A 20,733-nucleotide genomic window follows, 5' to 3' on the forward strand; every position below is an offset into this window, starting at 1 on the left:
AAGATGAGTTAATTCAGGGGCCGTAGCGGCCCCTTTTTTTGTGTTGGTGTTTACCCGGTTCAGCATATCGATTCACGGTCAAAATTTCTCCGGAAATTGCTTGACGATGCCTTCCGTCAAGATATCCGCTAGATGAATCACGTGGATTTCATTTTTATCGGTGGCGGCAATATCCGCTTTCCAATCTCCTTTGAGACAGTTAATGACGATCTCATTAATTAACTGAAGATGCGTGTAGAGCATATCCTGCAGCGTCTTAAACTGCCAGTTGGGATTGGCGTTGCTTAAAAATTTGGCGATATCGTCGGCGTTTCTGTGCCAATCCTTCTCCAATTTTGCCATGTCCGCTTGATTGCCCGCTTTGGCGGCCGCTACAATTTTTCCCGCGATCAAAATGTGCTCCCTTAACAGGTCCGCCAGTTTATTGCCGGCGGCTTCCCCATAATAAGGCTTGATTACATTGCCGATGTCCTGCTGGTTCCGCAAAAGCCGATCCAACACGTCCTTCTGATCCGCACGATTCGACATCGCACTGACAATGTAGCTCCGGGTCCATATCGTATGGTCGATCCAAACCTTTTGCATATCGCCTTTCAACTGCACCATTTTGGGGCTTAGGCATATCGCCTCTTTCTGCCCGTTTGTGTTTGTGATCGCGTGCGCGGTTAAGGGCTGCACCATGCTGCAAACAAGCACGGACGTTAACAACCATGCCGTGAACCATTTATTTTTCATCCATCCTGCTCCTTTGTACGTGTGGAATATAATCGGTCATCTTAGTGTGTTTAAAATATCCAGTTATATACAGGGGGGATTTTCATTCTCTATAAATAATTTGCCAAAAGATCAAATGCACATACTATTTGAAATATCCGACTTATGGTAATATTTAGGTTGTACAACTGAACGGATGTAAGGGCGGTCGGCTAATCTCCCGGAAGGGAGGTGATGCCATGGAAGTATACCAAGCTTTGACGCTGATGATTTCATTTGCGACATTGGTTGTGTTGATACTTTCGTTCCATAAAAGGAAATAGACCGCCCTGGTAGGACACGGTCTATTCCGTCGTTCCGATGCCGACCGCTCTTATAGCGGAAGTTGTGCAGAGGGGCCGGTTGCAGCCGGTCCCTTATATAGTTTTATCTTAGCATATAGAAAATTATACCTCAAGAATAATGAGACCCGCTCCAGAAGGGGGATTGGCAACTCCAATGCGTAATAAAAAGAAAATCCGGGGTTGGAAGCGAAAAATTAGGCAGATTGAACAATGGAAAATGCGACATATTGATTTGGACATCGGACAGTTAGGTCGTAATGGTAGAGACACAGGTGGTAGTGGCTTTTCGCGAAAGCTTAAACTACTACGATCATGTTTTCCATGAGAGTAACGATCAAAAAGCATTTCCTGTGCAACAATTTGGTGCAGTACCTGGCTTGCAAAAATGGAAATGGGACCATGTTATTGAGACAGCTGATTATTGCCTCTCTGAGCTTCAGGAGGACGTCGAACTAGGGGTTAGGACCGCAAAAGAAGTAGAATCCATAAAATACAGGTCGTACAAGACCTCAACTGTTAAATTTAGTTATGGTGAAGACACCGTGTATCATGTGAAAATTCGAGATGTTTGGTTAGGCGAGAGTTCAAAAAGATGCAAATCTGCAGGTATTTAAGCCGATCCCCGAGGGGAATTCGAAAAAAGATGCAAATCTGCAGGTATTTCTAGTGAATTTAGAGATAGGAGCCGGTTTCGTCAAAAATTCCTGCAGATTTGCAGGAATTTTCAAAATTTGGGGTCCGAACAAGAAAAAAGCATGCAGATTTGCAGGAATTCTATGTTATCCAAGTGTATACCAATATGATTCAGAAGGTACCGGGTGATCTTTAATCGAACTCCGTGCATCCTACGGAATTAGTTTTTTCTTGATAGGAAAACAAATCTCCGTTAATAAGTTGGCAGATTCGTTAGCCTCTTCAGGGGAGATATGATAAATGTTGAATTGGGGGCCGTTCAGTTCATAATCATTATCTAAGATCCAATGAGCAACGGTTTCATTCACTTCACTAAGTTTGTTATAGTGTCCTTCGTAAATAAATGAAGCTACGGTTTGTTCATTTTCTGTTTTAATATTTGCTTCCCGCAGATTTTCATAATCCCCTGAAATGGATTTTTGAACTTCAACATCAATTCTTTGATTTTGGACATCTTCTTCGTAAAAAACGGCTGTATTATAATGCGGGTAGCTTAGTCGTATATTCCGGGCGCGAATGATCCTGGACAGTTTTGTCCATAACAGGGTTTCATCCTGATACTGCTTGAGCTGTGCGCGTAAATAAATCACCCGTCTTTGCGGAATCTTCTTCGCTGTAACCGTATATTTTGATGCGTCTTTCTGAGCGTTTAGATGTTTAATCATGGAGTTGATCAACAATATCTTATCTTGCTTCTCATTTATTTCCTCCTGCAATTGTGCCGCTTGCATATTCAAGAACTTCATCAGATGAATGTCCTCATCATATTCATATAAAATCTTTTTTATCAGATGCAGACTGAATCCCATGGTTTTCAACATGTTTATTTTGTTAGCTATTGCTAACTGGTGCTCATAATAATACCGATAACCTGTACTTTCATCAATAAAGCCTGGGGGAAGTAAATCAATGTCAGCATAATGCCTCAGCATCTTAGTGCTTAACTGCGAAAGTATTGAAAAGTCACTAATTCTAAGCATCGAAATCCTCCCCAACATGACTAGTTTCTGGTTTTCAATACATGTACAGCGATCAGAAATGCCAAAACGCCCAGGGTCAGGAGTAATAAGAAGGTTCCTAGTATAGAGTTCCAGTTAATAGAGTTTTGTAAAATTAACTCCCTTATACAATTTATAACATAGGTGAAAGGGTTTAACGAGACCGGGATTTTGAAAGAAGCCGGGATATATTCATAAGACATCAGTGAAGTGCTCACGAAAAAGATGGGAAGTATCAATGTATTGACAATGGCCAAAAAGGAGTTTTCCGTTTTAAAAATCATACTAAGTGCATAGGAGAGGCTTGCTACAAAAAAAACGGATAAGAAAATTAAACCAATAATAAGTAGGCACCCGAGCACTCCAGTTGCTATTTTGACGGACAGGAAAAAAGAAAAAATAAAGAGTATAAAAACTTCGACAAAAGTTAAAATAGCTGCATCAAAAATATGCCCTAATACGATAGAGCTTCTTTTCACAGGAGAGATGAATATTCGATAAAAAATCCCGTCGGATTTCCAGGAGTAGTTAGAAATTCCGCTCATACCGGATGAAGTTAGCGTTACGAGAATGAGAATTCCCGGAAGTGTATAAGCCGTATAATTATCACCAACATACGTTTCCGATTGGAACATCGTAGTAAATAACAGTAGCCAAATTAACGGCTGTATGAGTGTCATAATTATAGTTTCCATATTTTTAAACCGCCATTTTACATTTCTCATGACAATGCTGAAGGTTCTCATTTTACTTCCTCCCCGTATAATCAATTTATAAGTTCATCTTTATGGGCTGACTAGTGAATTTCAGGAAAATATCGGATAATGAAGGATTTTGAATCTCTATGGCACAAAATCCAACATGATTCTCGGTTAATAATAAATTGCTTTTGGCGAAGCCTTCGGAGCTGTCATCTACAGAGATGTATAATGTCTTTTCCTCGACTCTTACGTGTTTGATAACGTCCTGAGCATTCAAACGTTCTACGATCGCAGCAATATCATCAACGGTATTAAGTTCAACTCGAATAACAGGTTCGCTGAAATATTTCCTAAGTTCTTCCATGCTACCTTGAATTAGTGGTTGCCCGTCTTTCATAATACAAATGGTATCGCTTAGTAATTGGGCTTCTTCCAAATAATGAGTTGTCAAAAATATGGTCGTGTTAAACTTCTCTTGAATCGTCTTCATCATTTGCCACAAAATCTGTCTTGATTCTATATCCAAACCGACGGTTGGCTCATCCAAAAATAAAACTTTGGGATGGGATATCATACTCATGGCAATATCGAGCCGTCTTGCCACCCCTCCAGAATATTCGGAAACATTATAATCACAATATTCGGTTAGGTGAAAGGCTTGAATTAGTTCTTCACTGCGAGCTTGGATCGTGGCTGAGTCCAGTCCGAACAGTCTGCCTTGAAACTGCAAATTCTCCTTAAGCGACATATGTTTGTCTATGGATGTATGTTGTGCGACACAGGAGATGCAGTTTCGGATGCTTTGGCTATCATTCTTCAAATGATACCCCATAATTGTGATTTCCCCGGAAGTCGGTAAGATGTAAGTGGTCAAAATGTTAATCAATGTTGATTTCCCCACCCCGTTTTGACCAAGCAGCGAAAAGATTTCTCCCTGAGAGACCGTTAAGTTGAAATTGTGTAAAGCCTTTTTTCCGTTTTTGAATGTCTTATTTAGTTCTCTCACCGTAATAGCTTCCAATGGTTTCACTCCCTTATTGGTTATGCAAAGCGATCATAAACTATCCTACAATGGGAAAGTCAAGGGGCTTATGTTGAGCGCTCTTTCCTATTTCAGTTGCACCACAACATTTTTCAACATTGCACGTCTATACAAAAAAATGGAAAGTGGTGATCGCGTCGTGCGACGAATGATTACGATATTATGGCTATGTGCCGGGTTGCTTGCTTCTGTTGCTTTTCCGTTACAGGCTGGCTCTGCACAGGCAGCGAAATCCGAGCTGCCGATCATGGAAAGTGACGCGGCCGTGTTTCAAGTGAACCCGCACAAAATATCCGCAAAATTGAACAAGTCCACCATCACCTTGGATTCGGAGTCCTTGAAGGCATCTCCGCTGCTTAGGAAGAACGGCAACCTCTACTTACCGATCAAGTGGCTGGAGCTAGCGCATGTGGGAAAGATCATGAAAAGTACAAAAACGAATAGTTATTGGGTCGATTTTAGTCCAGGTCATCCGACTACCTTTTCTAACCTTCATTTCAGGGCTAACAGCTCCAAGCTATATATTGAAGGGAACGGCAAACTTACCGTGCTTGAGGATGCCCAGAAAATTCTGCCGCCGTTTATGAAAAACAATACGCTGTACATTCCGGTTTCAATGTTGCCGAAGATGAACATCAACTACAAGTGGAGCCGGGGAACTTTGCAGTTGACGTGGAATGAGATGTCAGCGAAGGTCCTGCACCCTGTCTATACGACAGAAGCGGGGCGTATTACGTTCAGTTCATTGGTCCAAAAAGGGTACGGAGACGTTTATTTAATGCATAGCATGGGATTTGGCGGTATGACCGCCGTTAGTGTTTTAAAAGGGCCAGAGACCATCGACAAGTCGATTAAAATGGGAAATCGTGAGTTTAGTCGGGTTGAATTTACCGTTGATCTCCGTCCAGGACCGAATCCGCTGCAGGTTCATTCCAATGACAATCCATCTGCAGACATCGTCGTCCATCGGATTGTTAAGGATCCGTCCTTGATTCCTATCCGATATGTTTATGATGAGTATAAGAAAGATATTGTGTTCAATAAGCCAACACAAGGCTTCGTGCGGGTACAGGCTGGAGAAGCCATAGAGATTAGCGGATCTGTCATTACGGAATATATTCAGAGTCAGGTTCTTGGATTTCAATTGACGAAGTTTCAGCATGGAGACTATCAAACAAGCGGCGAGAAAACAGTCGTTCAGATGAACGAGAATAAGGAGTTTAACGGGTCGGTCACGATCAATGAGCCTGGCAATTATTTGATTAATATACTTAGTCCGGACGTGTTCGTCGGGGGAATGACTTCGCCGTACGGCTCGATGAAGTGGGCGGAGATAGCGGTGGAAGTATTGCCGAAAGACAAATAGCGGGAACAATTAAGAACTATGCGTTATACGCATGCAGGGCTATCCATGGGATAGCTCTTTTTTATACTTTTCCCCCATGCGACCAGATCACTCCCAACAGCCAATTGTAAAATATTAGGGGATAACACCTTTAATTTGTGAAGTTTAATGTATGCGCTTCCTTCCTATACATTTCAAGTAAAAGGAGGTGACAGTGCGTGTTAGTTACTCCCTGGAGACGCCAGGGGGAAGACCAAAACATTTCAGGAGGTACAATGCATGTTCAAGTTTAAAAAGAAAGTTCTGGCAACTTTTATGGCGGCTGCCATGAGTCTTAGCTTGTTTTCGGTTACCGCCAGCGCGAATACGTATTGGCAAAATTGGACCGACGGCGGCGGGACCGTGAACGCGGTCAACGGATCGGGCGGCAATTACAGTGTGACATGGCAAAATACCGGGAATTTTGTGGTCGGTAAAGGCTGGGCCAACGGATCGCCAAATCGAACGATCAACTATAACGCCGGCGTCTGGGCCCCGTCCGGGAATGCGTATTTGACGCTTTATGGATGGACGCGGAACTCGCTGATCGAATATTACGTCGTTGACAGCTGGGGGACTTACAGACCAACCGGAACATATAAAGGCACCGTGACCAGTGATGGTGGTACTTATGACATCTATACGACGATGCGATACAACGCACCTTCGATTGACGGAACGCAGACGTTCCAACAGTTCTGGAGCGTCCGGCAGTCGAAAAGACCGACCGGAAGCAACGTGGCCATCACGTTTGGCAACCATGTCAACGCGTGGAGAAGTAAAGGCATGAACTTGGGAAGCAGTTGGGCTTACCAGGTGCTGGCGACGGAGGGGTACCAAAGCAGCGGCAGCTCCAACGTGACGGTGTGGTAATCGCTGTAACCGGATAGAAGTTCATTTTGCTGAGGCCGCTCTCGGCCTCTCAGCCGGGCGGCCTTATTAAACTACATACTGCGGAAAGAGGGCTATTCCTAGTTCTAAAGGAGATCTATCGATGAGAAAGCTATTGATTTTTCCAGTGCTGGTCATCTTGGTTGTCATAAGCGCCTGTTCATCGGAAAAACCGGCCGAGAAGAAGGGTGACTTGGTTTTCGTCAAAGGCGGGTCTTTTAAAAACACAAAGTCCAGTTTCTATGGGAAAAATATAACCCCTGCCGACTTTTATATCGGCAAATATGAGGTGACGCAGCGAGAGTGGGTGGAAATCATGGGAAGCAATCCCTCCCAATTCAGAGGCGACGATTTGCCGGTGGAAATGGTAAGTTGGTACGACGTTATCGAGTATTGCAATCAAAGGAGTCTAAAAGAGGGGTTAACCCCGGTTTACAATATAGATAAGCAGACGAAGGACCCGAACAACAAGAGCGAATACGACCCTTTGAAATGGACGGTAACGATCCATGAGGGGGCCAACGGTTACCGGCTGCCGACGGAAGCGGAGTGGGAATATGCCGCCGGCGGGGGGCAGATGAGCAAAAGCTACACCTACAGCGGAAGCGATCGGGCGGAGGAAGCGGCATGGTATTGGCGGAACGCCGGAGACCGATACTTATCCGGAGACTGGAACTGGTCCAGCATCGAAAGCAACAACAGCCAGCCCCGATCCGTCGGTCTCAAGAAACCCAATGAGCTGGGACTTTATGATATGTCGGGCAATGTCAGGGAATGGTGCTGGGATTGGTATGGAGAAGATTCGGCAAGCAGCGGCGGTGCGTTCCGCGTGGTGAAGGGCGGCGGTTGGATCGGCGACGTCAGCAGCAGCGAGCTGTCTTTTCGGGGCAAGTTCGAAGCGAGCGGCTTTGGCCCCGATCAGGGTTTTCGGGTAAGTCGCAGCAAGTAGACGGGCTCCGAAGTTTTAGAAATAGGTGTATTATAGTAATATTGAGGCCTTTCTTCCTCTGACGGAGAAGGGCTTTTTGCATGCCTCGCGGAAAACACAAGAAGAACACAACTTTTGTCTATACTTGTCAAACGGTCGGAAGAAATTGGACAGGCCGGAGATCAAGCCGAATGATGTGGAGTGATTTATAATGAAAAAAGTGTTTCCGTCCGTATTGACGCTGGGCAATTTATTGTTGGGCTTTTCCGCTATTTTATTCGTATATCAGGGCCAAACCGCAGCCTCCATGATGCTGATTTTGCTGGGGTTGTTCTGTGATTTTTTCGACGGTTTTTGCGCCAGAAAGCTGAATGCCGTCTCGGAGCTGGGCAAGGAGCTGGATTCGCTGGCCGATCTTGTCACCTTCGGGATCGCACCCGCCGCACTGGCCTACGTCACTTCGCTGCAAGAGATTCGCGTATGGGGAGCGGTCAGCTGCTTGGCTTACGTCTGCTGCGGTGCCCTGCGTCTAGCGCGCTTTAATGCTGCGCAGAGCCATATGCCGGGCTTTGTCGGGATGCCGATCCCGCTGGCGGCCCTGCTCGTTCTGCTGTTGAGCGTGTCTTTGCCGCCGCTGTTCGTGGCGTTCGGAACGCTGCTGCTTAGTTTGCTGATGGTCAGCAGAATTTCTTTTCCCAGTTTGAAAAAAATAAAGCCCGAAGTGGCAGAGGACTGCTGATGGCATCGGCGCTTCAATTTCTGTCGGATTACGGGTACGTTGCTATACTCTTTCTCTTAACGCTGGGGATCGTCGGCTTGCCTATACCGGATGAACTGCTGATGACCGCGGTCGGGTATTTGACCTTGATCGGTACAATGAAGCTGCCCTATGCGCTGTTCTTTAGCTTTGTCGGCGCGCTGAGCGGCATGCTCATCAGCTACTTGATCGGCAAAAGAGCCGGACGTCCCTTTCTGGACCGTTTCGGGAGATGGGTGGGGTTAAAGCAGCACCGGATCGCCAAGGTCGAAAGATGGATGAATAAATACGGCCCTTTCTCCATCGTGATCGGCTATTTTATTCCCGGACTTCGGCATGTCACCTGCTACCTGTGCGGAATAAGCCGAATGCCGCTGCGGAAATACTGTCTGTTTGCGTCCATCGGCGCCTTTGTTTGGTGTTTGATTTTTATCATGGCGGGAAGAATTCTGGGGTATGCACACTAACGGACAGTTGGTATCTTTATTTAAGAATCAACGGCGTTGCCAACGAAAAATGAAGGGCCGTCGGGAAGGAGGCGCGGTTTTGACGAGAAAAGTATTGATTGTTGAGGACGAACATCGCATCCGGGAGCTGATCTCGGATTATTTTGCTGCGCAAAACTGGGAGGTATGCCAGGCGGCGGATGGCGAAGAAGGCCTTTACGTGTTCGAAACGGAAGTGCCGGACCTGGTGATACTCGACTTGATGATGCCCGAAATGGATGGCTGGGAATTGTGCCGCCGGATTCGCCGGCGTTCCGGGGTCCCGATCATTATTCTGACCGCGGTGTCCGGGGATGAGCGTCAGATTGAAGGTTATGAGTTGGGGGCGGATGATTATGTAACGAAGCCTTTCAGCCCCAAAGTGCTCGTCTCGAAAGCGGAAGTGCTGATGAGGCGGATTGACGGTCAACTCACGCCCAATCCCTATGCGCCGGTGGGATGCGGCGTGATGCTGCATATCCGTAATCGGCGGTTGGAAAGGGAGGGGGAGTCGATCGACCTGACGCCCAAGGAGTATGAACTCCTCCAGTTACTGCTGCGCAACCGGGGGATCGTAATGCCGCGGGAAACGATATTAAGCCACACTTGGGGGCCGGATTACGAAGGGGATATCCGAGTCGTGGATACGCACATCAAGAAGCTGAGAAGCAAGCTGGGGCCGGCGGCAGACTGCGTCAGGACCGTTTTCGGCATCGGGTACATCTATGAGGAGGCGCCATGAAGCGGTTCGGCGTTACGACCAAGCTTTTTATCGCTACGGCCGTCATCTTTATTCTTTTTTATGTGATCGTGCTCCTGTGTCAGCTGCTGGTTTTTCCCGAGTTTTATGAGCATCGGAAGATGAACAAGCTGGAACGGGCGGCGGCGGCGTTAGCGTCCATATATCAAAAGGACCCGGAAGCGGCCCGCGAACCGTACTCGAAGACCTGGCTGCAGATGCACAAGAATGAAGCCGACTTCGCGCTGACGGATTTTGCGGGCAATGTGTCGATCAATGATCCTTTTCGGATGCGGATCCTCCGCGAAGACGGCAAGGTGATTGATGTCTCGCTGTCTTATTTCGTCAGTGCCTACCGGCGGGATTTCAAGCGCATGAATATTAAGGTCGGACAAGAAGTGGAAGTGCGAGGAGAGTTCGCCGAGGGTGCTGGCAGCGTGAGTACGGGCAGCGTCACCTTTTATCCGCATTATCTCAAAAAAATCGACGGGACCCATCCGGGCGCCTTCCAAGAAATCGGAAGGATCGAGGCGGGGGGGACGGAATCCGATGTGGTGAGAGGCAAAGTGGAGAAGATCAGCGTCCCCAATCTTAGCAAAGCGGGGATACGTCTCGGTGTGCTGTATTCGGCGATGGACGAATTTTTCCCGCTGTCGACAGCCTATACGGAACGGTTAAAGCAAATGGAGCCGATCGAGCAGAGGTGGACCGATCCGTGGACCGGAAGCCGCAACGGGATTATCATGCAGCCGGTGCTCAGCCGGAACGGCGGGATTGAAGTGCTGTTTCTCGTGACCTCACTGCAGGAAATCAAGGAGACGAATAGCGCGCTGCGCCTGTTCTACGGGTATCTGGGCCTCGGCGGTTTCATATTGATCATGCTGCTTTCCATTTTTTATTCCCGCATGCTCACGCGTCCTCTTTTGCTGCTGAACAAGCGCGCCGAGGAAATGAAGCATTTGAATTTTTCCGGGGGACAGCCCGTTCAACGGAAAGACGAATTGGGCAGCCTGTCGAATACCTTGTTTGAATTGTCCAGCAAGCTCGAGAGGACGCTGGGCGAGCTGAATGAAACGAATGCCCGCTTAAGGAGGGAGATCGAGCAGAACAAGGAGCTGGAACAGCTGCAGAAAGACTTTTTCGCCAACGCCTCGCATGAACTCAAGACGCCGATCAGCATTGTGCGGGGATTCGCGGAAGGCCTGCGGGACGGAATCAGCGCGGGGCGGCAGGATCATTATGTCGGCGTCATTCTGGAGGAAAGCGGGAAAATGGAGCGGCTCGTTCAGGATATGCTGGATCTGCTGCGGCTGGAGTCGCCTACCGTTAAACTCTACAAATCTCCGATCCTGCTCGGCGAACTTACGGAGGATATGCTGGAGAAGCTCGTCTATCAGTTGCGGGAAAAGAGGCTTACCGCCCGGGTCATTCGGGATGGAGAACGGGAAATTATGGCGGATGCCGCCAAAATGGAACAGGTCGTGATGAATTTGATGACCAATGCCATCCGCCATGCCGAAGAGGGCAGCACGATTCGGATCCGCGTTTCGGCTGAAGGCGAGGCTTGTGTCTACTCCATCCATAACCAAGGCGAGGCGCTTCCCGACGCTTACCTGAAACGAATTTGGGAGCGATTCTTTCGGGCGGAACCGTCGAGGGATCGCAAAAGCGGTGGGACGGGCCTCGGACTCGCCATCGTCAGACGGATTCTGGAGCTGCACGAGTGTGAATACCGGGTGGAGAACAAGGACGGCGGTGTCATGTTTACCCTTAAGTTCTGGACCTGATCCGAGCTTGAGCCTTGGGTGCTCCGCGTAGTAAGCTTAATGAAGACTCAAATGAATTCTAGGGAGGCTTGAGATCAAACCATGGATCTGGAATCGGTGATGCAGGAGCTCGAAGCGCTCGGCAAGGAACGGCTCAAAAAAATGTACGTATCCAATGGCGCCCGTGAACCGCTGTTTGGCGTGGCGACCGGAGAGATGAAGCCTCTCTTCAGGAAAATCAAAATCAACCAGCCGTTGGCCGAGCAGTTGTACGCGACGGGGAATTACGACGCGATGTATTTTGCCGGCATCATTGCCGATCCCAAGGCGATGACGGAGGCGGACTTTGAGCGCTGGATGGACGGGGCTTATTTCTATATGCTGTCCGATTATGTGGTGGCGGTAACCTTGGCGGAAACGGAGATCGCCCAAGAAGTGGCCGACAAGTGGATCGCCAGCGGCGAAGAGCTGAGAATGTCGGCGGGGTGGAGCTGTTACTGCTGGCTGTTGGGAAGCCGGCCGGATGATGAATTTTCCGAGAGCAAACTTGCCCGTATGCTTGAAACTGTGGAAAAAACGATTCACGGGGCTCCCGAACGAACGAAGTCCGCGATGAACAACTTTATCTACACCGTAGCTGTATCGTATTTGCCGCTCCACCATCAGGCGGTCGAGACCGCCAAGGCCGTCGGACCGGTGGAACTTAAGAAGGACAACAAAAAGAGCAGCTTCCTGAAGGCTTCCGAAAACATACAGAAGACCTTGGACCGGGGAAAGCTTGGATTTAAACGAAAATATGTACGGTGTTAGGGACCTCTCCTTACACCTGCTCAGTGCAGATAGGGGGACGAGCAAGGCTCGTTCCCCTGTTTCCTTTTAACTCGCCTACCGCTGAATCCGATACACCTCTCCGCACAATCTGCCTTGAATTTGCAGTCGGTCTCCTACCGCCAAATCGGGAATGTCCAGCCCCCGGATCAGAATTTCTTGTTCCAGCCCCTCCACATACAAAGGGAAGGCGAGCTCGCCCGTATCATACTTGAATAATCTCCGGACTTGGCCAATCACGATATGCTCGGACCGGTCTCCGATGAGATTCATAGTCGGACCGGAGGAGTTACCGGTCTCGGGTGGCGCCGGGCTTGCCGGACTTACCGGACTTGCCGGACTTACCGGACTAGCGCTTTCCTCCAGCTTTTTGTACGCCACAGGACTAAACGACCTATCCTCCATATACAAGGAGACGACCAATCGGTCATGAACCTGGGTCAGCTCCGTATGTCCCCCTTCAAGGGCAAAATCGCCGGGACAGAAATACTCAAACTGAAATTCAAAAGGGGGCTCCGCCTTTTTTACCGTCAAATCCCTCACATTGCCGCCCAGCTTGACCTTGGTGATGACGCAATCGAATGGATCATTCCGCTCCAGCTCCGCTCGTCTCTCCAATATCCGGCGCTCCAGCCATTTCAGGTAATACTCGGCAAAGGAATCGCTGACTTTACGTATACCTTGTCCATGACAGGTGTCTATGTAATAGAGTTGACCGGCCAATTCACCGGTAACAATCATCACGATATAATATCCGCATCCGTCATGGTGCAGGGTAATCGTCCCTTGCAGCGCTTCGCTATAGAGCCGGTTATAGTGCTCGTCCGCCGCATCCTCATCCATGTCGCTGTCCCCATCCTCGTAATCCTCATGAAACGCCCGGTTGCAGCTGTCCGCGCTGAAAGGGCGGCTTATATAATCCGGTTCCGTTTCCTCCTGCAAGCAATATTCCAAGCAAGCCTTGGCATGAGACAGGGATAAGGGAAATTGCCGCTTCTTGGCGGCTCCGTCTCCAATATAGATCAGAAAATCCCGATAGTCCTGCGGGAGCGGGGTGCCGGCCGCCGCCTCAAACTGTTCCACCTGGATTTCCGATAATCTTTCATGAAGCACATAGGGGAACTCCCCTTGGTACAAGCCTTTGTACTCATCCAGCAGCTTGTTGACGGTTTGGATAAATTCGCTCGGCTGCGGCGGTTCGGCGTTTTTGCGGAATAGGCCTTTAAAATGATTCCTCATGGTTTTTATTCGCTCCTATGTATATATTCTAAGTTCTTATTTTACAGGATTGTGGCAGGACATGTCTTGTGGCCTTTCCAAGCAAATATCCTCGTCTAAATAAGTCCATGATAAAGCCCACGATATGGAAGCGACGTGATTGCTCTTATATTACACTCATGTTATATTACACATATGAAATATTAATTATAAGGGGTCTCGCAATGAACCAAATTTCGAATGTTGAATTTATGCTGCTGCAACTTATCGCGGAATGCAATCAAGCGTCAGGTTACGACATTAACAAGTTAATCGATCAACGCGGCTTTCGGGAATGGGCGAATATCGGCACGACTTCGGTTTACGCTGGATTGAAGAAATTGAACCATAAAGGATTGATCGAGTCCGAGGATTCAGGTGAGAAGTCCGGCAAGGGACCTATGCCGATCCGATTTGTCATCACGGAAGCCGGGATGGCAACGCTGAGAAATGAAATCATCAACGGCCTATCTTCTTCGCGAGAGCGCGATAACCGATTCGATCTCGGGCTTGCCGCTTTACCTTTTATCGATAAGGATGAAGCGATTGAAGCTTTGCGGAAACGGCAGGTTGTGCTTGGGGAGGCTTTACAACATATAAGACAGAAGTACGAATCGCAAGGCTCGATTCGATTACCGCTGTACGTAAGGGCGTTATTCCTTCATCCGATGAGTCTTATCGAGAGCGAGCAAGCGTTCGTTGCAAAAATAATCAACGAATTGGTGGAGGAGACGAGGGATCATGACTAAGATCATTGAAGGCTTCAGCCCTTTTCAAGGGGAACATTGCGAGACGACAACCATGGGCAATTTACTTCAATTTGCAGGAGTCCGACTATCGGAGCCGATGTTATTTGGTCTTGGGCAAGGGTTGGGCTTCATTTATTGGGATTCGAAGGGAATGGACTTTCCTTTTATTGGGGGAAGGGTGAAGCCGGATGAAATCACTGCTTGCCTAGCATCCCGGCTCAACATCACCGTCAAGACGCAAGAAACCTCGTCCGTCGAAAAAGCGTGGCGGAACGTACGGAGCTTCATCGAAAGCGGAATTCCCGTGGGGCTTAAGCTGGACTCCTATTATTTGGATTATTTCACGAACAAAGTGCACTTCGCCGGCCACTATGCAGTGATTTATGGCATGGATGACGAATACGCCTACATGGCGGATACCAGACAACAGGGAGGACTTGTGAAGACGAGTTTGGCCCATTTGGCGATGGCTAGAAACGCAAAGGGACCCATGAGCTCCAGAAATCGTTCCTTTACGATCGAGCCGATCGGCACCTTTCCACCGCTTATCCCCGCCATCCGGTCATCCTTAACCCGGAATGCCCAAGACTACTTGAATCCGCCCATTCGCAATATCGGGAATAAAGGCATTGTGAAAATGAGCAAAGAAATCCTGAAGTGGCCTTCGCGCAGCAAAAATTTTGAGCATGATCTATGCTTGACTGCGTTATTGATGGAAAGAGCGGGAACGGGCGGCGCTTTGTTTCGAAATCTGTATCGGGATTTTCTTAAAGAATGCGTCGATCTGTTTGGAGACCCAAAAGTAGAACAGGCATACCTGATGTTTACTGAAATCGCTCCAATGTGGGTTAACGTTTCTTCATTGATCGACTTTGCGGGTAGAACGGGAAACAAGCAGGAGTTAAACCAGGCTTCCAAGCTTTTGCTCGAGATTGCGGATAAGGAGCGCGTAGCCATGGGGTATTTATGTAGTTAAAGGGCTGGGTTCAGCCCTTCTTTTTTTGATAGGCCAGCGTATCCACTGCTATGAATGAACAGGATTTGCGGGACATTTCAGTAAGAGTTAGGCCATAGCGGGACTTTTCTTTTACCTCAAAAGAGGAAAGTAGGGATAATTGTCGAAAATTGGAATGGATACATAACAGGAAGGATGAAAAGTAAGTAACCACTGCCCGTTCTGAAATCATCAAAGCCAAAAGGGGAGGTTGCGGTAACGGATGCCCCATCAGACGATCTTGATTATCACGAATTCCTGCAAATCTGCATGTTTTTTTCCTGTTCGGGACCAAAATTTCTAAATGCCTGCAAATCTGCAGGAATTTTCGACGAAACCGGCCCGTTTCTCTAAAATCGCTAGAAATACCTGCAGATTTGCATCTTTTTTCGCATATTGCTCGTGAACCGGCTCAAATACCTGCAGATTTGCATCTTTTTATAATGGGAGGGAATATCCATCATCAGCAAATTTCATTTAGAGAGTGTCGGAAAAGAGGAAGACATTTACGCGCCAAATGGTGAGGCCATTTCAGGCTTTGGCCTGTTTGCTTTGACGAATGATCGAGTGGAGTATCATTTCAGAGAGGAGGACATGTGCCTAGAGGAAGCGGAGTCGTATATCGAACATGGTTTAAATGCTCTGCCCGATGAGGCGGTTGATCAATTGTGCGATAAGATGTGTGCCTGGAAAGATGAAGTCCTGACCGAGACTTATCCCAATTTGGGGAGAGCCGAGGGATTGTTGGAGGCCCAGGGGAGGAGTATTTTACCCTTTATTTCTATAAGCGACATTCATATCTATAGAAATCCCTATGATCCACAGGATCCCCGGTTTGGAGCTGTCCTTTCCGCCGGAATGGAATGGGATTATGAAGATGGAATTGAAATCATCCTCAAGGGCCAGGAAGTGCTCGAGGTACGGGAGTTTCTGGGGTACGGGGAACATTCCATTTGGGATGAAGACGATTACAAGGAATAGAGGGGTTTTTGCTTTTAGGGGGAGTCTATGAATATCAAACAATTTCGCCATGATTTGGCCCGAGGCTTGGGGAGCGTTATCCTTTATCTGAAGCAATCACCGACACTTTCCGATAAGTACGTTGAAGCTATATATGAGGCTTGTATAAAAAATACGGCCTACGATCCTCAATGTGATGTAAGCAGGGAGAACTATCTCTGGGAGGTCATGCAGCTATCTCATGCGTCCGATTCCTTGCAAGAAAGAATTCTCGGAACGTTGGAGAGAGATATTGAAGAAGACGATTGGGACTTCTTGCAGGTGTTTCGGTTAGCAAAGCTTTTTGCTTTAAATGGCAACCCGACGGCTCTGGCGACCATGAAAAAAGCGTTCCGTTACCGCGAAGACTGGAATGATTTCCTTGGCGGGGAGGAGGTTATTGAAGCTGGCGGTGAACAAGGCTTAATATTTATTGCGGAACAAATCGGTAAGGAAGTCATGTCCTCAGACTATATCGCGGATAAATTTCTTTTGGATTTTGCTTATGAGCACTTGGGAAAAGACAACGTAAATAAGTTATTGGGGAGCCGGAAAGATGCGAATATACAGGCTTTTTTGCGTTCGGCAACCCGGGAATCAAAGGAGGACTTGTCCTCAAAGCCGCTTTACGACATGTCCTATGATGAGCTGAAGGTATCTCTGGAAAACTTAAAGCGCCCCCTGTACTCTTATCTTAAATGGGGCATGAAGGCCTCGGAAGAAGACTTATTGAGAGCGGCCCGTGATCTGCTGAAAGAGAGAAGTCTCAAAAAGCTCGAAGTGTATTTAACTATATTTGGTAAAAGGGCATTCCCGCTTGACCCGCAAAAAATAATGGAATTGGTACAATCGAGGCATCCCCGTATTCGATCGGCGGCCATTCGTGCGCTTCATAATATGAAGGATGAGCGCATTCATAGGCTTGCTATCCAGCTTATGGGTCAGCAAAGTACTGAGATTGAAGCGTTGGATCTTTTTATTCATAATTTTATTGAAAGCGATCTACAGTTATTGGAGCGTGTTGTATTTAAAAGACGTAACAAGGACTCGTTTCATACCGTTGGCTACAGTATATTGGAGATCTTTGAGAAGAATCCGACTCCTTCATGTCAAAAGATTCTAATTACGTTGTACCAAAGAGGCTTATGTTCTATTTGCCGTAAGCGCTGTGTAGCGATCATGATCGCTAATCACATCCTGCCCACATCTATAAGGGATGAGATAAAGTATGATTGCAATCCCGAGCTCCGGAACATCCTGGAATAAAAAGCTCAAGCGCCGGGCTTCCCTTACCGACGCTTGAGCTTATTTTCTTCTATACACCTTTTCCCAATCTTGGATAACTTCGGCCCGGGTCAAATAGCGATTTTGACGCCATGGTGATGTTTCCCATTCTTCGATTGCCTGCTGTCGCGTTTTGAAAAAACGATAGTCGCAATTATTCCAGGAGCAATACACCTTTCGGTACCACTTTCCTTTTTTAAAATCGCCCGCAAATCGGCGTACGGCCTTGCTGGCCTGTCGCTTACTCCATCGCGTACCGGGAGTACGGTGATCCGTCCATACGGGGGATTTCTTGACACTTCTGCTCATTATGCTCTCTAACCTCCTTACGGGAAGCTAGTGCCCCTTCAGACAACCTTGATCTTATTTTGCTCTCGTAAAATAATGGCCTTACGTTTGTTCTTGTTTCGCCAGCGTAAATACGCCTGAATCGCTAATCCGAGATCTTGGTGTTTGGCAAAATCACTTCCTTCGAGGACAAACTTCCGAAGCGGTCCAAAGTGGCACTCGATTCGGTTCAGCCAGGAAGCATAAGTCGGGGTGAACACGAGTTCTACGTTGTTCTCGGAGGCCCACTTTTTCACTTTTTTATGCTGATGCGGGGAAAAGTTATCCAGGATAAGGTAGAGGCGCTCGCTATGGTGAAACCGTCGGCGCAGCACCTGAAAGAAACGAAGAAGGTCCTGGTGCCTCTTCGTCTTGGAGACATGTCCGTAAAGCTTGTCGGTCTTCAGGTCCAACGCGGCCAGCAGATGCTTCACGCCATGAGGGCGATTATAGGTTGCCCGAAGCCGGGTTGGTCTCCGCTGCGGAAACCAGCCTTTGCCCTTGTAAGGCTGAAGAGACAGCGGGCCAAATTCATCCACGCAAATTACACGCCCGTCTTTTGGAGGATTCTTGTAGAGCTCTTCGATTCGTTTTTTTTAGATTCAAATTCCGGATCGTTTGAGGCCTTCCAGGTTTTCGTGTTCTGGTAGGTAATTTTGGCCTCATTTAAGATCACTCGAAGAGTTTCCAATGATATTGAAGAAACGATGTGTCGGTCTTCCACGGCCTGCTTCAGTTTGGACAGAGACCAGTTTGTGAAAGGGTATCCCGCACTTTGGGGAGGGATCTGGGCCAGTTCCGTGATCTTTGCCCGTTGTTCGGCCGTAAACGTCTGTGGACGCCCTCCACAGTACCGCGGCTTTAAAGAGTCCATGCCTTCCACGTTGAAGCGGTGGATGGTATGACGGATATGTTCACCCGAGATATGGTACAGCCGGCTGATTTCCGGCACTTTCATTTTTTGTGCCGAAGCCAGGATAAGCAGGGCACGGCGCACCTGCACCGGATCGGCACCTTTACGGGCAATCCGTACAAGTCGATTCCCTTCTTCTTTCGATAAGTCGCGAACAAATACAGTCATGTCCCTCACCTCAAATCAATGGGTTACATGTTATTACCCATTTTCCCAAGTATGATCTCAGAAGGGGCACTAGAGGCCGTCTAGTGTTTTCATTATTCACCTCATTCTAAAGTCTGTTGTTTCAGTTTCCTGTATATATAAACGCCCTCACTCAAAAATTGTTTCTTGCGAGGGAACTTTGACTCTCAATAAAAATTGACCGGAGTACAAAAAAAGGATATAGTCATTAATATACAGAAAATACCATCATATACAATATTGTAGATGTAATCCTGAAGCTATTAAATAGAATTTATATGGGGTGGTTGGGTTGAGTTCATCTACGATACTTGCAGAAGTTACGCAATACATCAGACAGAATGACTTGAACATCAGCCAGTTCGCCAAGAAGCTGGAGATTAACGTCGGAACGGTCAGCTACCTGATCAACGGAAACCGTACGCTAACCGTAGATCATCTGGACCGAATGACAGAGGTATTGGGACTTCCTAAAGGACATTTCTATGAAAGATACATCAAAGAATATTTGCAGGATATAAACCCGGATTGGCGCCGAATTGGCCCCTTCCTTCATAAATGCGCCACGCTGGGAAAGTTGGATTGTGTTCGGCAAATCGTAAATTTGCTGTTAGATGATTTAATGTATTCCACCCCTTTATTTGAACTGGCGGAAGAGCTATTTAAAAATGGCAACTTCGAAGCAGCCGAAATCCTGTATGAAAATGTGGCGATGAGCGAGAAGAAGCAGTATTCCGAACGTCTGGCCTTATGTCAGTACAGGCTGTTCAAAATTCGAATCGGCGAAGACCAGGCGAGAAATCTAAAATATGCGCATCAATTTGAACCCTTCGTTGACCGATTGGATGAAGTTCTGCAATTGGATGCGCTTAAGGATCTGGCTAACTTGTATCGTGCTCTGCAGGAATGGGACCGGGTGGAGACATTAGCAAAAGAGATGGAACATAAGGCAAAAATAATATATTATAGTGATAAGCGGTCTGATAGGGAATTCCAGGAAATCCAGAGCAAACTAAGCAGGCCGTTATTTGTCTACATTGCGTACGCGAAACTGTTATGTGCGGATGCTAGTGATTCAAGGTATGATTATGAGGGAGCATTGCAGTACACTTATGAATACGCGGATTTAAGTTGGGTAAAAGAAACGGACCCAGATACTAAACACTGGTTGGATTTGTTCACAAAATGGTCGCAGGCTAATATCTATGTCAACAAACTTTTGGGAGGGGATATCGGTGTTCTCACCGAGTACGTAGAGTATCTCCATCAACATCCGGAGGAGATCTTACAGGGTATACTTAATGTTCTGTTTGCCGCTAATAGATACCAACTTGATGTGGATCATATCCTCCAACAATTTAGTTTGGAAATAGAAGCTTATGAGAATCAGTCCAAGGATTTTTATTTGTATCAGGTAATTCCCGACCACTATGACAAGTTTTTGTATGAGTTTTCCAATTACTATGTGCGCAAAAAAGACTACAGCAACGCCTTTAATTATATTATTCCCGGTCTGAAAAATTCAGTATCTATTAATAACGAAGGCAGTATTATTAAGTTTATGTTACTTTTTGAACAGGCCAGACACATGGCCACGGAAGAAACGTGTTTACAATACAGAAATATAATTAGTGAGGTGCGTTGTTAGTATGAAGAAAAAATTAGTTATTGTAGCGACTTTACTTGCATCCTTAATAATTTTTAATCCAAGCATAAGTAGTGTAAATCAAACCTCTTCTACAATTTTCACCACT

22 protein-coding genes are annotated in these 20,733 nt (G+C 47.1%); 15 read left to right on the forward strand and 7 right to left on the reverse strand.

Features of this window, described 5'->3' with window-relative positions; all coding sequences use genetic code 11:
• Positions 1–78: 78 nt before the first annotated feature.
• Positions 79–735 (reverse strand): glycosyltransferase, encoded by a 657-nt coding sequence (locus FRY98_RS22905; protein WP_148456500.1) that lies wholly within the window; start codon positions 733–735, stop codon positions 79–81.
• 218 nt (positions 736–953) lie between these two features.
• Here FRY98_RS22905 and FRY98_RS29530 point away from each other — a divergent pair, with 218 nt between their 5' ends.
• Together FRY98_RS29530 and FRY98_RS22910 are read left to right on the forward strand one after the other, a co-directional pair.
• Positions 954–1,037: a putative holin-like toxin gene (locus FRY98_RS29530; RefSeq protein WP_225038886.1), complete on the forward strand. Its 84-nt coding sequence runs from the start codon at positions 954–956 to the stop codon at positions 1,035–1,037.
• Positions 1,038–1,336: 299 nt separating this feature from the next.
• Positions 1,337–1,672, forward strand: coding sequence for a hypothetical protein (locus FRY98_RS22910; protein ID WP_148456502.1), 336 nt, complete (start codon positions 1,337–1,339; stop codon positions 1,670–1,672).
• A 231-nt stretch (positions 1,673–1,903) separates the two neighbouring features.
• Here the strand turns inward: FRY98_RS22910 and FRY98_RS22915 are convergent, their stop codons facing one another.
• The 3 genes from FRY98_RS22915 to FRY98_RS22925 are packed head-to-tail and all read right to left on the reverse strand — an operon-like array spanning position 1,904 to position 4,471.
• Positions 1,904–2,731, reverse strand: a complete 828-nt coding sequence (locus FRY98_RS22915; RefSeq protein ID WP_170287160.1) for a MerR family transcriptional regulator — start codon at positions 2,729–2,731, stop codon at positions 1,904–1,906.
• 20 nt (positions 2,732–2,751) lie between these two features.
• Entirely contained in the window at positions 2,752–3,495 is a 744-nt protein-coding gene (locus tag FRY98_RS22920) for an ABC transporter permease (protein ID WP_148456506.1), read from the reverse strand.
• Between the two features lie 25 nt (positions 3,496–3,520).
• Positions 3,521–4,471 carry an ABC transporter ATP-binding protein gene (locus FRY98_RS22925; protein WP_148456508.1) on the reverse strand — a complete coding sequence of 317 codons (951 nt, stop codon included), beginning with the start codon at positions 4,469–4,471 and terminating at the stop codon, positions 3,521–3,523.
• Between the two features lie 70 nt (positions 4,472–4,541).
• Here FRY98_RS22925 and FRY98_RS22930 point away from each other — a divergent pair, with 70 nt between their 5' ends.
• The 8 genes from FRY98_RS22930 to FRY98_RS22965 all read left to right on the forward strand — a co-directional run bounded on the left by FRY98_RS22930 (position 4,542) and on the right by FRY98_RS22965 (position 12,252).
• Positions 4,542–5,858, forward strand: a complete 1,317-nt coding sequence (locus FRY98_RS22930; RefSeq protein WP_148456511.1) for a hypothetical protein — start codon at positions 4,542–4,544, stop codon at positions 5,856–5,858.
• Between the two features lie 258 nt (positions 5,859–6,116).
• On the forward strand, positions 6,117–6,749 hold the full coding sequence (locus tag FRY98_RS22935; RefSeq protein WP_148456513.1) for a glycoside hydrolase family 11 protein: 633 nt from the start codon (positions 6,117–6,119) through the stop codon (positions 6,747–6,749).
• A gap of 121 nt (positions 6,750–6,870) precedes the next feature.
• Positions 6,871–7,716: a formylglycine-generating enzyme family protein gene (locus FRY98_RS22940; protein WP_148456516.1), complete on the forward strand. Its 846-nt coding sequence runs from the start codon at positions 6,871–6,873 to the stop codon at positions 7,714–7,716.
• A 190-nt stretch (positions 7,717–7,906) separates the two neighbouring features.
• Positions 7,907–8,434 (forward strand): CDP-diacylglycerol--serine O-phosphatidyltransferase, encoded by a 528-nt coding sequence (gene pssA / locus FRY98_RS22945; protein ID WP_148456518.1) that lies wholly within the window; start codon positions 7,907–7,909, stop codon positions 8,432–8,434.
• Positions 8,434–8,919: a DedA family protein gene (locus FRY98_RS22950; protein ID WP_148456520.1), complete on the forward strand. Its 486-nt coding sequence runs from the start codon at positions 8,434–8,436 to the stop codon at positions 8,917–8,919. The genes pssA and FRY98_RS22950 overlap by 1 nt, the downstream gene beginning before the upstream one ends.
• 79 nt (positions 8,920–8,998) lie before the next feature.
• Positions 8,999–9,679 carry a response regulator transcription factor gene (locus FRY98_RS22955; protein WP_148456523.1) on the forward strand — a complete coding sequence of 227 codons (681 nt, stop codon included), beginning with the start codon at positions 8,999–9,001 and terminating at the stop codon, positions 9,677–9,679.
• Complete coding sequence (locus FRY98_RS22960) at positions 9,676–11,463, forward strand: sensor histidine kinase (RefSeq protein WP_148456525.1); 1,788 nt, start codon at positions 9,676–9,678, stop codon at positions 11,461–11,463. Before FRY98_RS22955 ends, FRY98_RS22960 begins: the two co-directional genes overlap by 4 nt.
• Positions 11,464–11,544: 81 nt before the next feature.
• Positions 11,545–12,252 carry a DNA alkylation repair protein gene (locus FRY98_RS22965; RefSeq protein WP_148456526.1) on the forward strand — a complete coding sequence of 236 codons (708 nt, stop codon included), beginning with the start codon at positions 11,545–11,547 and terminating at the stop codon, positions 12,250–12,252.
• Positions 12,253–12,327: 75 nt separating this feature from the next.
• Here the strand turns inward: FRY98_RS22965 and FRY98_RS22970 are convergent, their stop codons facing one another.
• Positions 12,328–13,509, reverse strand: a complete 1,182-nt coding sequence (locus tag FRY98_RS22970) for an SMI1/KNR4 family protein (protein ID WP_148456528.1) — start codon at positions 13,507–13,509, stop codon at positions 12,328–12,330.
• A 203-nt stretch (positions 13,510–13,712) separates the two neighbouring features.
• Here FRY98_RS22970 and FRY98_RS22975 point away from each other — a divergent pair, with 203 nt between their 5' ends.
• The 4 genes from FRY98_RS22975 (at position 13,713) to FRY98_RS22990 (ending at position 17,535) form a co-directional block, all read left to right on the forward strand.
• The gene (locus FRY98_RS22975; RefSeq protein WP_148456530.1) at positions 13,713–14,276 is read left to right on the forward strand and encodes a PadR family transcriptional regulator; all 564 of its coding nucleotides are present in this window, start codon (positions 13,713–13,715) and stop codon (positions 14,274–14,276) included.
• Complete coding sequence (locus FRY98_RS22980) at positions 14,269–15,252, forward strand: BtrH N-terminal domain-containing protein (RefSeq protein WP_148456532.1); 984 nt, start codon at positions 14,269–14,271, stop codon at positions 15,250–15,252. Before FRY98_RS22975 ends, FRY98_RS22980 begins: the two co-directional genes overlap by 8 nt.
• Before the next feature lie 612 nt (positions 15,253–15,864).
• Entirely contained in the window at positions 15,865–16,251 is a 387-nt protein-coding gene (locus FRY98_RS22985; protein ID WP_249043510.1) for a DUF6985 domain-containing protein, read from the forward strand.
• A gap of 27 nt (positions 16,252–16,278) precedes the next feature.
• A complete protein-coding gene (locus FRY98_RS22990; protein ID WP_249043511.1) occupies positions 16,279–17,535 on the forward strand; it encodes a hypothetical protein in 1,257 nt (418 codons plus the stop codon).
• Positions 17,536–17,900: 365 nt separating this feature from the next.
• Here the strand turns inward: FRY98_RS22990 and FRY98_RS23000 are convergent, their stop codons facing one another.
• Positions 17,901–18,419 carry a transposase gene (locus FRY98_RS23000; RefSeq protein WP_249043429.1) on the reverse strand — a complete coding sequence of 173 codons (519 nt, stop codon included), beginning with the start codon at positions 18,417–18,419 and terminating at the stop codon, positions 17,901–17,903.
• Positions 18,420–18,424: 5 nt separating this feature from the next.
• Complete coding sequence (locus FRY98_RS23005) at positions 18,425–18,961, reverse strand: helix-turn-helix domain-containing protein (protein WP_148456538.1); 537 nt, start codon at positions 18,959–18,961, stop codon at positions 18,425–18,427.
• Positions 18,962–19,271: 310 nt separating this feature from the next.
• Between FRY98_RS23005 and FRY98_RS23010 the strand changes: the two genes are divergently transcribed.
• A complete protein-coding gene (locus tag FRY98_RS23010; RefSeq protein ID WP_148456540.1) occupies positions 19,272–20,627 on the forward strand; it encodes a helix-turn-helix domain-containing protein in 1,356 nt (451 codons plus the stop codon).
• The last annotated feature ends 106 nt before the right edge of the window (positions 20,628–20,733 follow it).

It is taken from the genome of Paenibacillus faecis (assembly GCF_008084145.1).
GTDB classification, from domain to species: Bacteria; Bacillota; Bacilli; order Paenibacillales; family Paenibacillaceae; genus Fontibacillus; species Fontibacillus faecis.

Coding starts and splice junctions, on each gene's coding strand:
- FRY98_RS22980 (WP_148456532.1), top strand. CDS start 14,269: ATGACTAAGATCATTGAAGGCTTCAGCCCTTTTCAAGGGGAACATTGC.
- FRY98_RS22920 (WP_148456506.1), bottom strand. CDS start 3,495: ATGAGAACCTTCAGCATTGTCATGAGAAATGTAAAATGGCGGTTTAAA.
- FRY98_RS22960 (WP_148456525.1), top strand. CDS start 9,676: ATGAAGCGGTTCGGCGTTACGACCAAGCTTTTTATCGCTACGGCCGTC.
- FRY98_RS22975 (WP_148456530.1), top strand. CDS start 13,713: ATGAACCAAATTTCGAATGTTGAATTTATGCTGCTGCAACTTATCGCG.
- FRY98_RS22915 (WP_170287160.1), bottom strand. CDS start 2,731: ATGCTTAGAATTAGTGACTTTTCAATACTTTCGCAGTTAAGCACTAAG.
- pssA (WP_148456518.1), top strand. CDS start 7,907: ATGAAAAAAGTGTTTCCGTCCGTATTGACGCTGGGCAATTTATTGTTG.
- FRY98_RS22930 (WP_148456511.1), top strand. CDS start 4,542: ATGTTGAGCGCTCTTTCCTATTTCAGTTGCACCACAACATTTTTCAAC.
- FRY98_RS29530 (WP_225038886.1), top strand. CDS start 954: ATGGAAGTATACCAAGCTTTGACGCTGATGATTTCATTTGCGACATTG.
- FRY98_RS22905 (WP_148456500.1), bottom strand. CDS start 735: ATGAAAAATAAATGGTTCACGGCATGGTTGTTAACGTCCGTGCTTGTT.
- FRY98_RS22970 (WP_148456528.1), bottom strand. CDS start 13,509: ATGAGGAATCATTTTAAAGGCCTATTCCGCAAAAACGCCGAACCGCCG.
- FRY98_RS22940 (WP_148456516.1), top strand. CDS start 6,871: ATGAGAAAGCTATTGATTTTTCCAGTGCTGGTCATCTTGGTTGTCATA.
- FRY98_RS22990 (WP_249043511.1), top strand. CDS start 16,279: ATGAATATCAAACAATTTCGCCATGATTTGGCCCGAGGCTTGGGGAGC.
- FRY98_RS22965 (WP_148456526.1), top strand. CDS start 11,545: ATGGATCTGGAATCGGTGATGCAGGAGCTCGAAGCGCTCGGCAAGGAA.
- FRY98_RS23005 (WP_148456538.1), bottom strand. CDS start 18,961: ATGACTGTATTTGTTCGCGACTTATCGAAAGAAGAAGGGAATCGACTT.
- FRY98_RS22935 (WP_148456513.1), top strand. CDS start 6,117: ATGTTCAAGTTTAAAAAGAAAGTTCTGGCAACTTTTATGGCGGCTGCC.
- FRY98_RS22950 (WP_148456520.1), top strand. CDS start 8,434: ATGGCATCGGCGCTTCAATTTCTGTCGGATTACGGGTACGTTGCTATA.
- FRY98_RS22985 (WP_249043510.1), top strand. CDS start 15,865: ATGTGCCTAGAGGAAGCGGAGTCGTATATCGAACATGGTTTAAATGCT.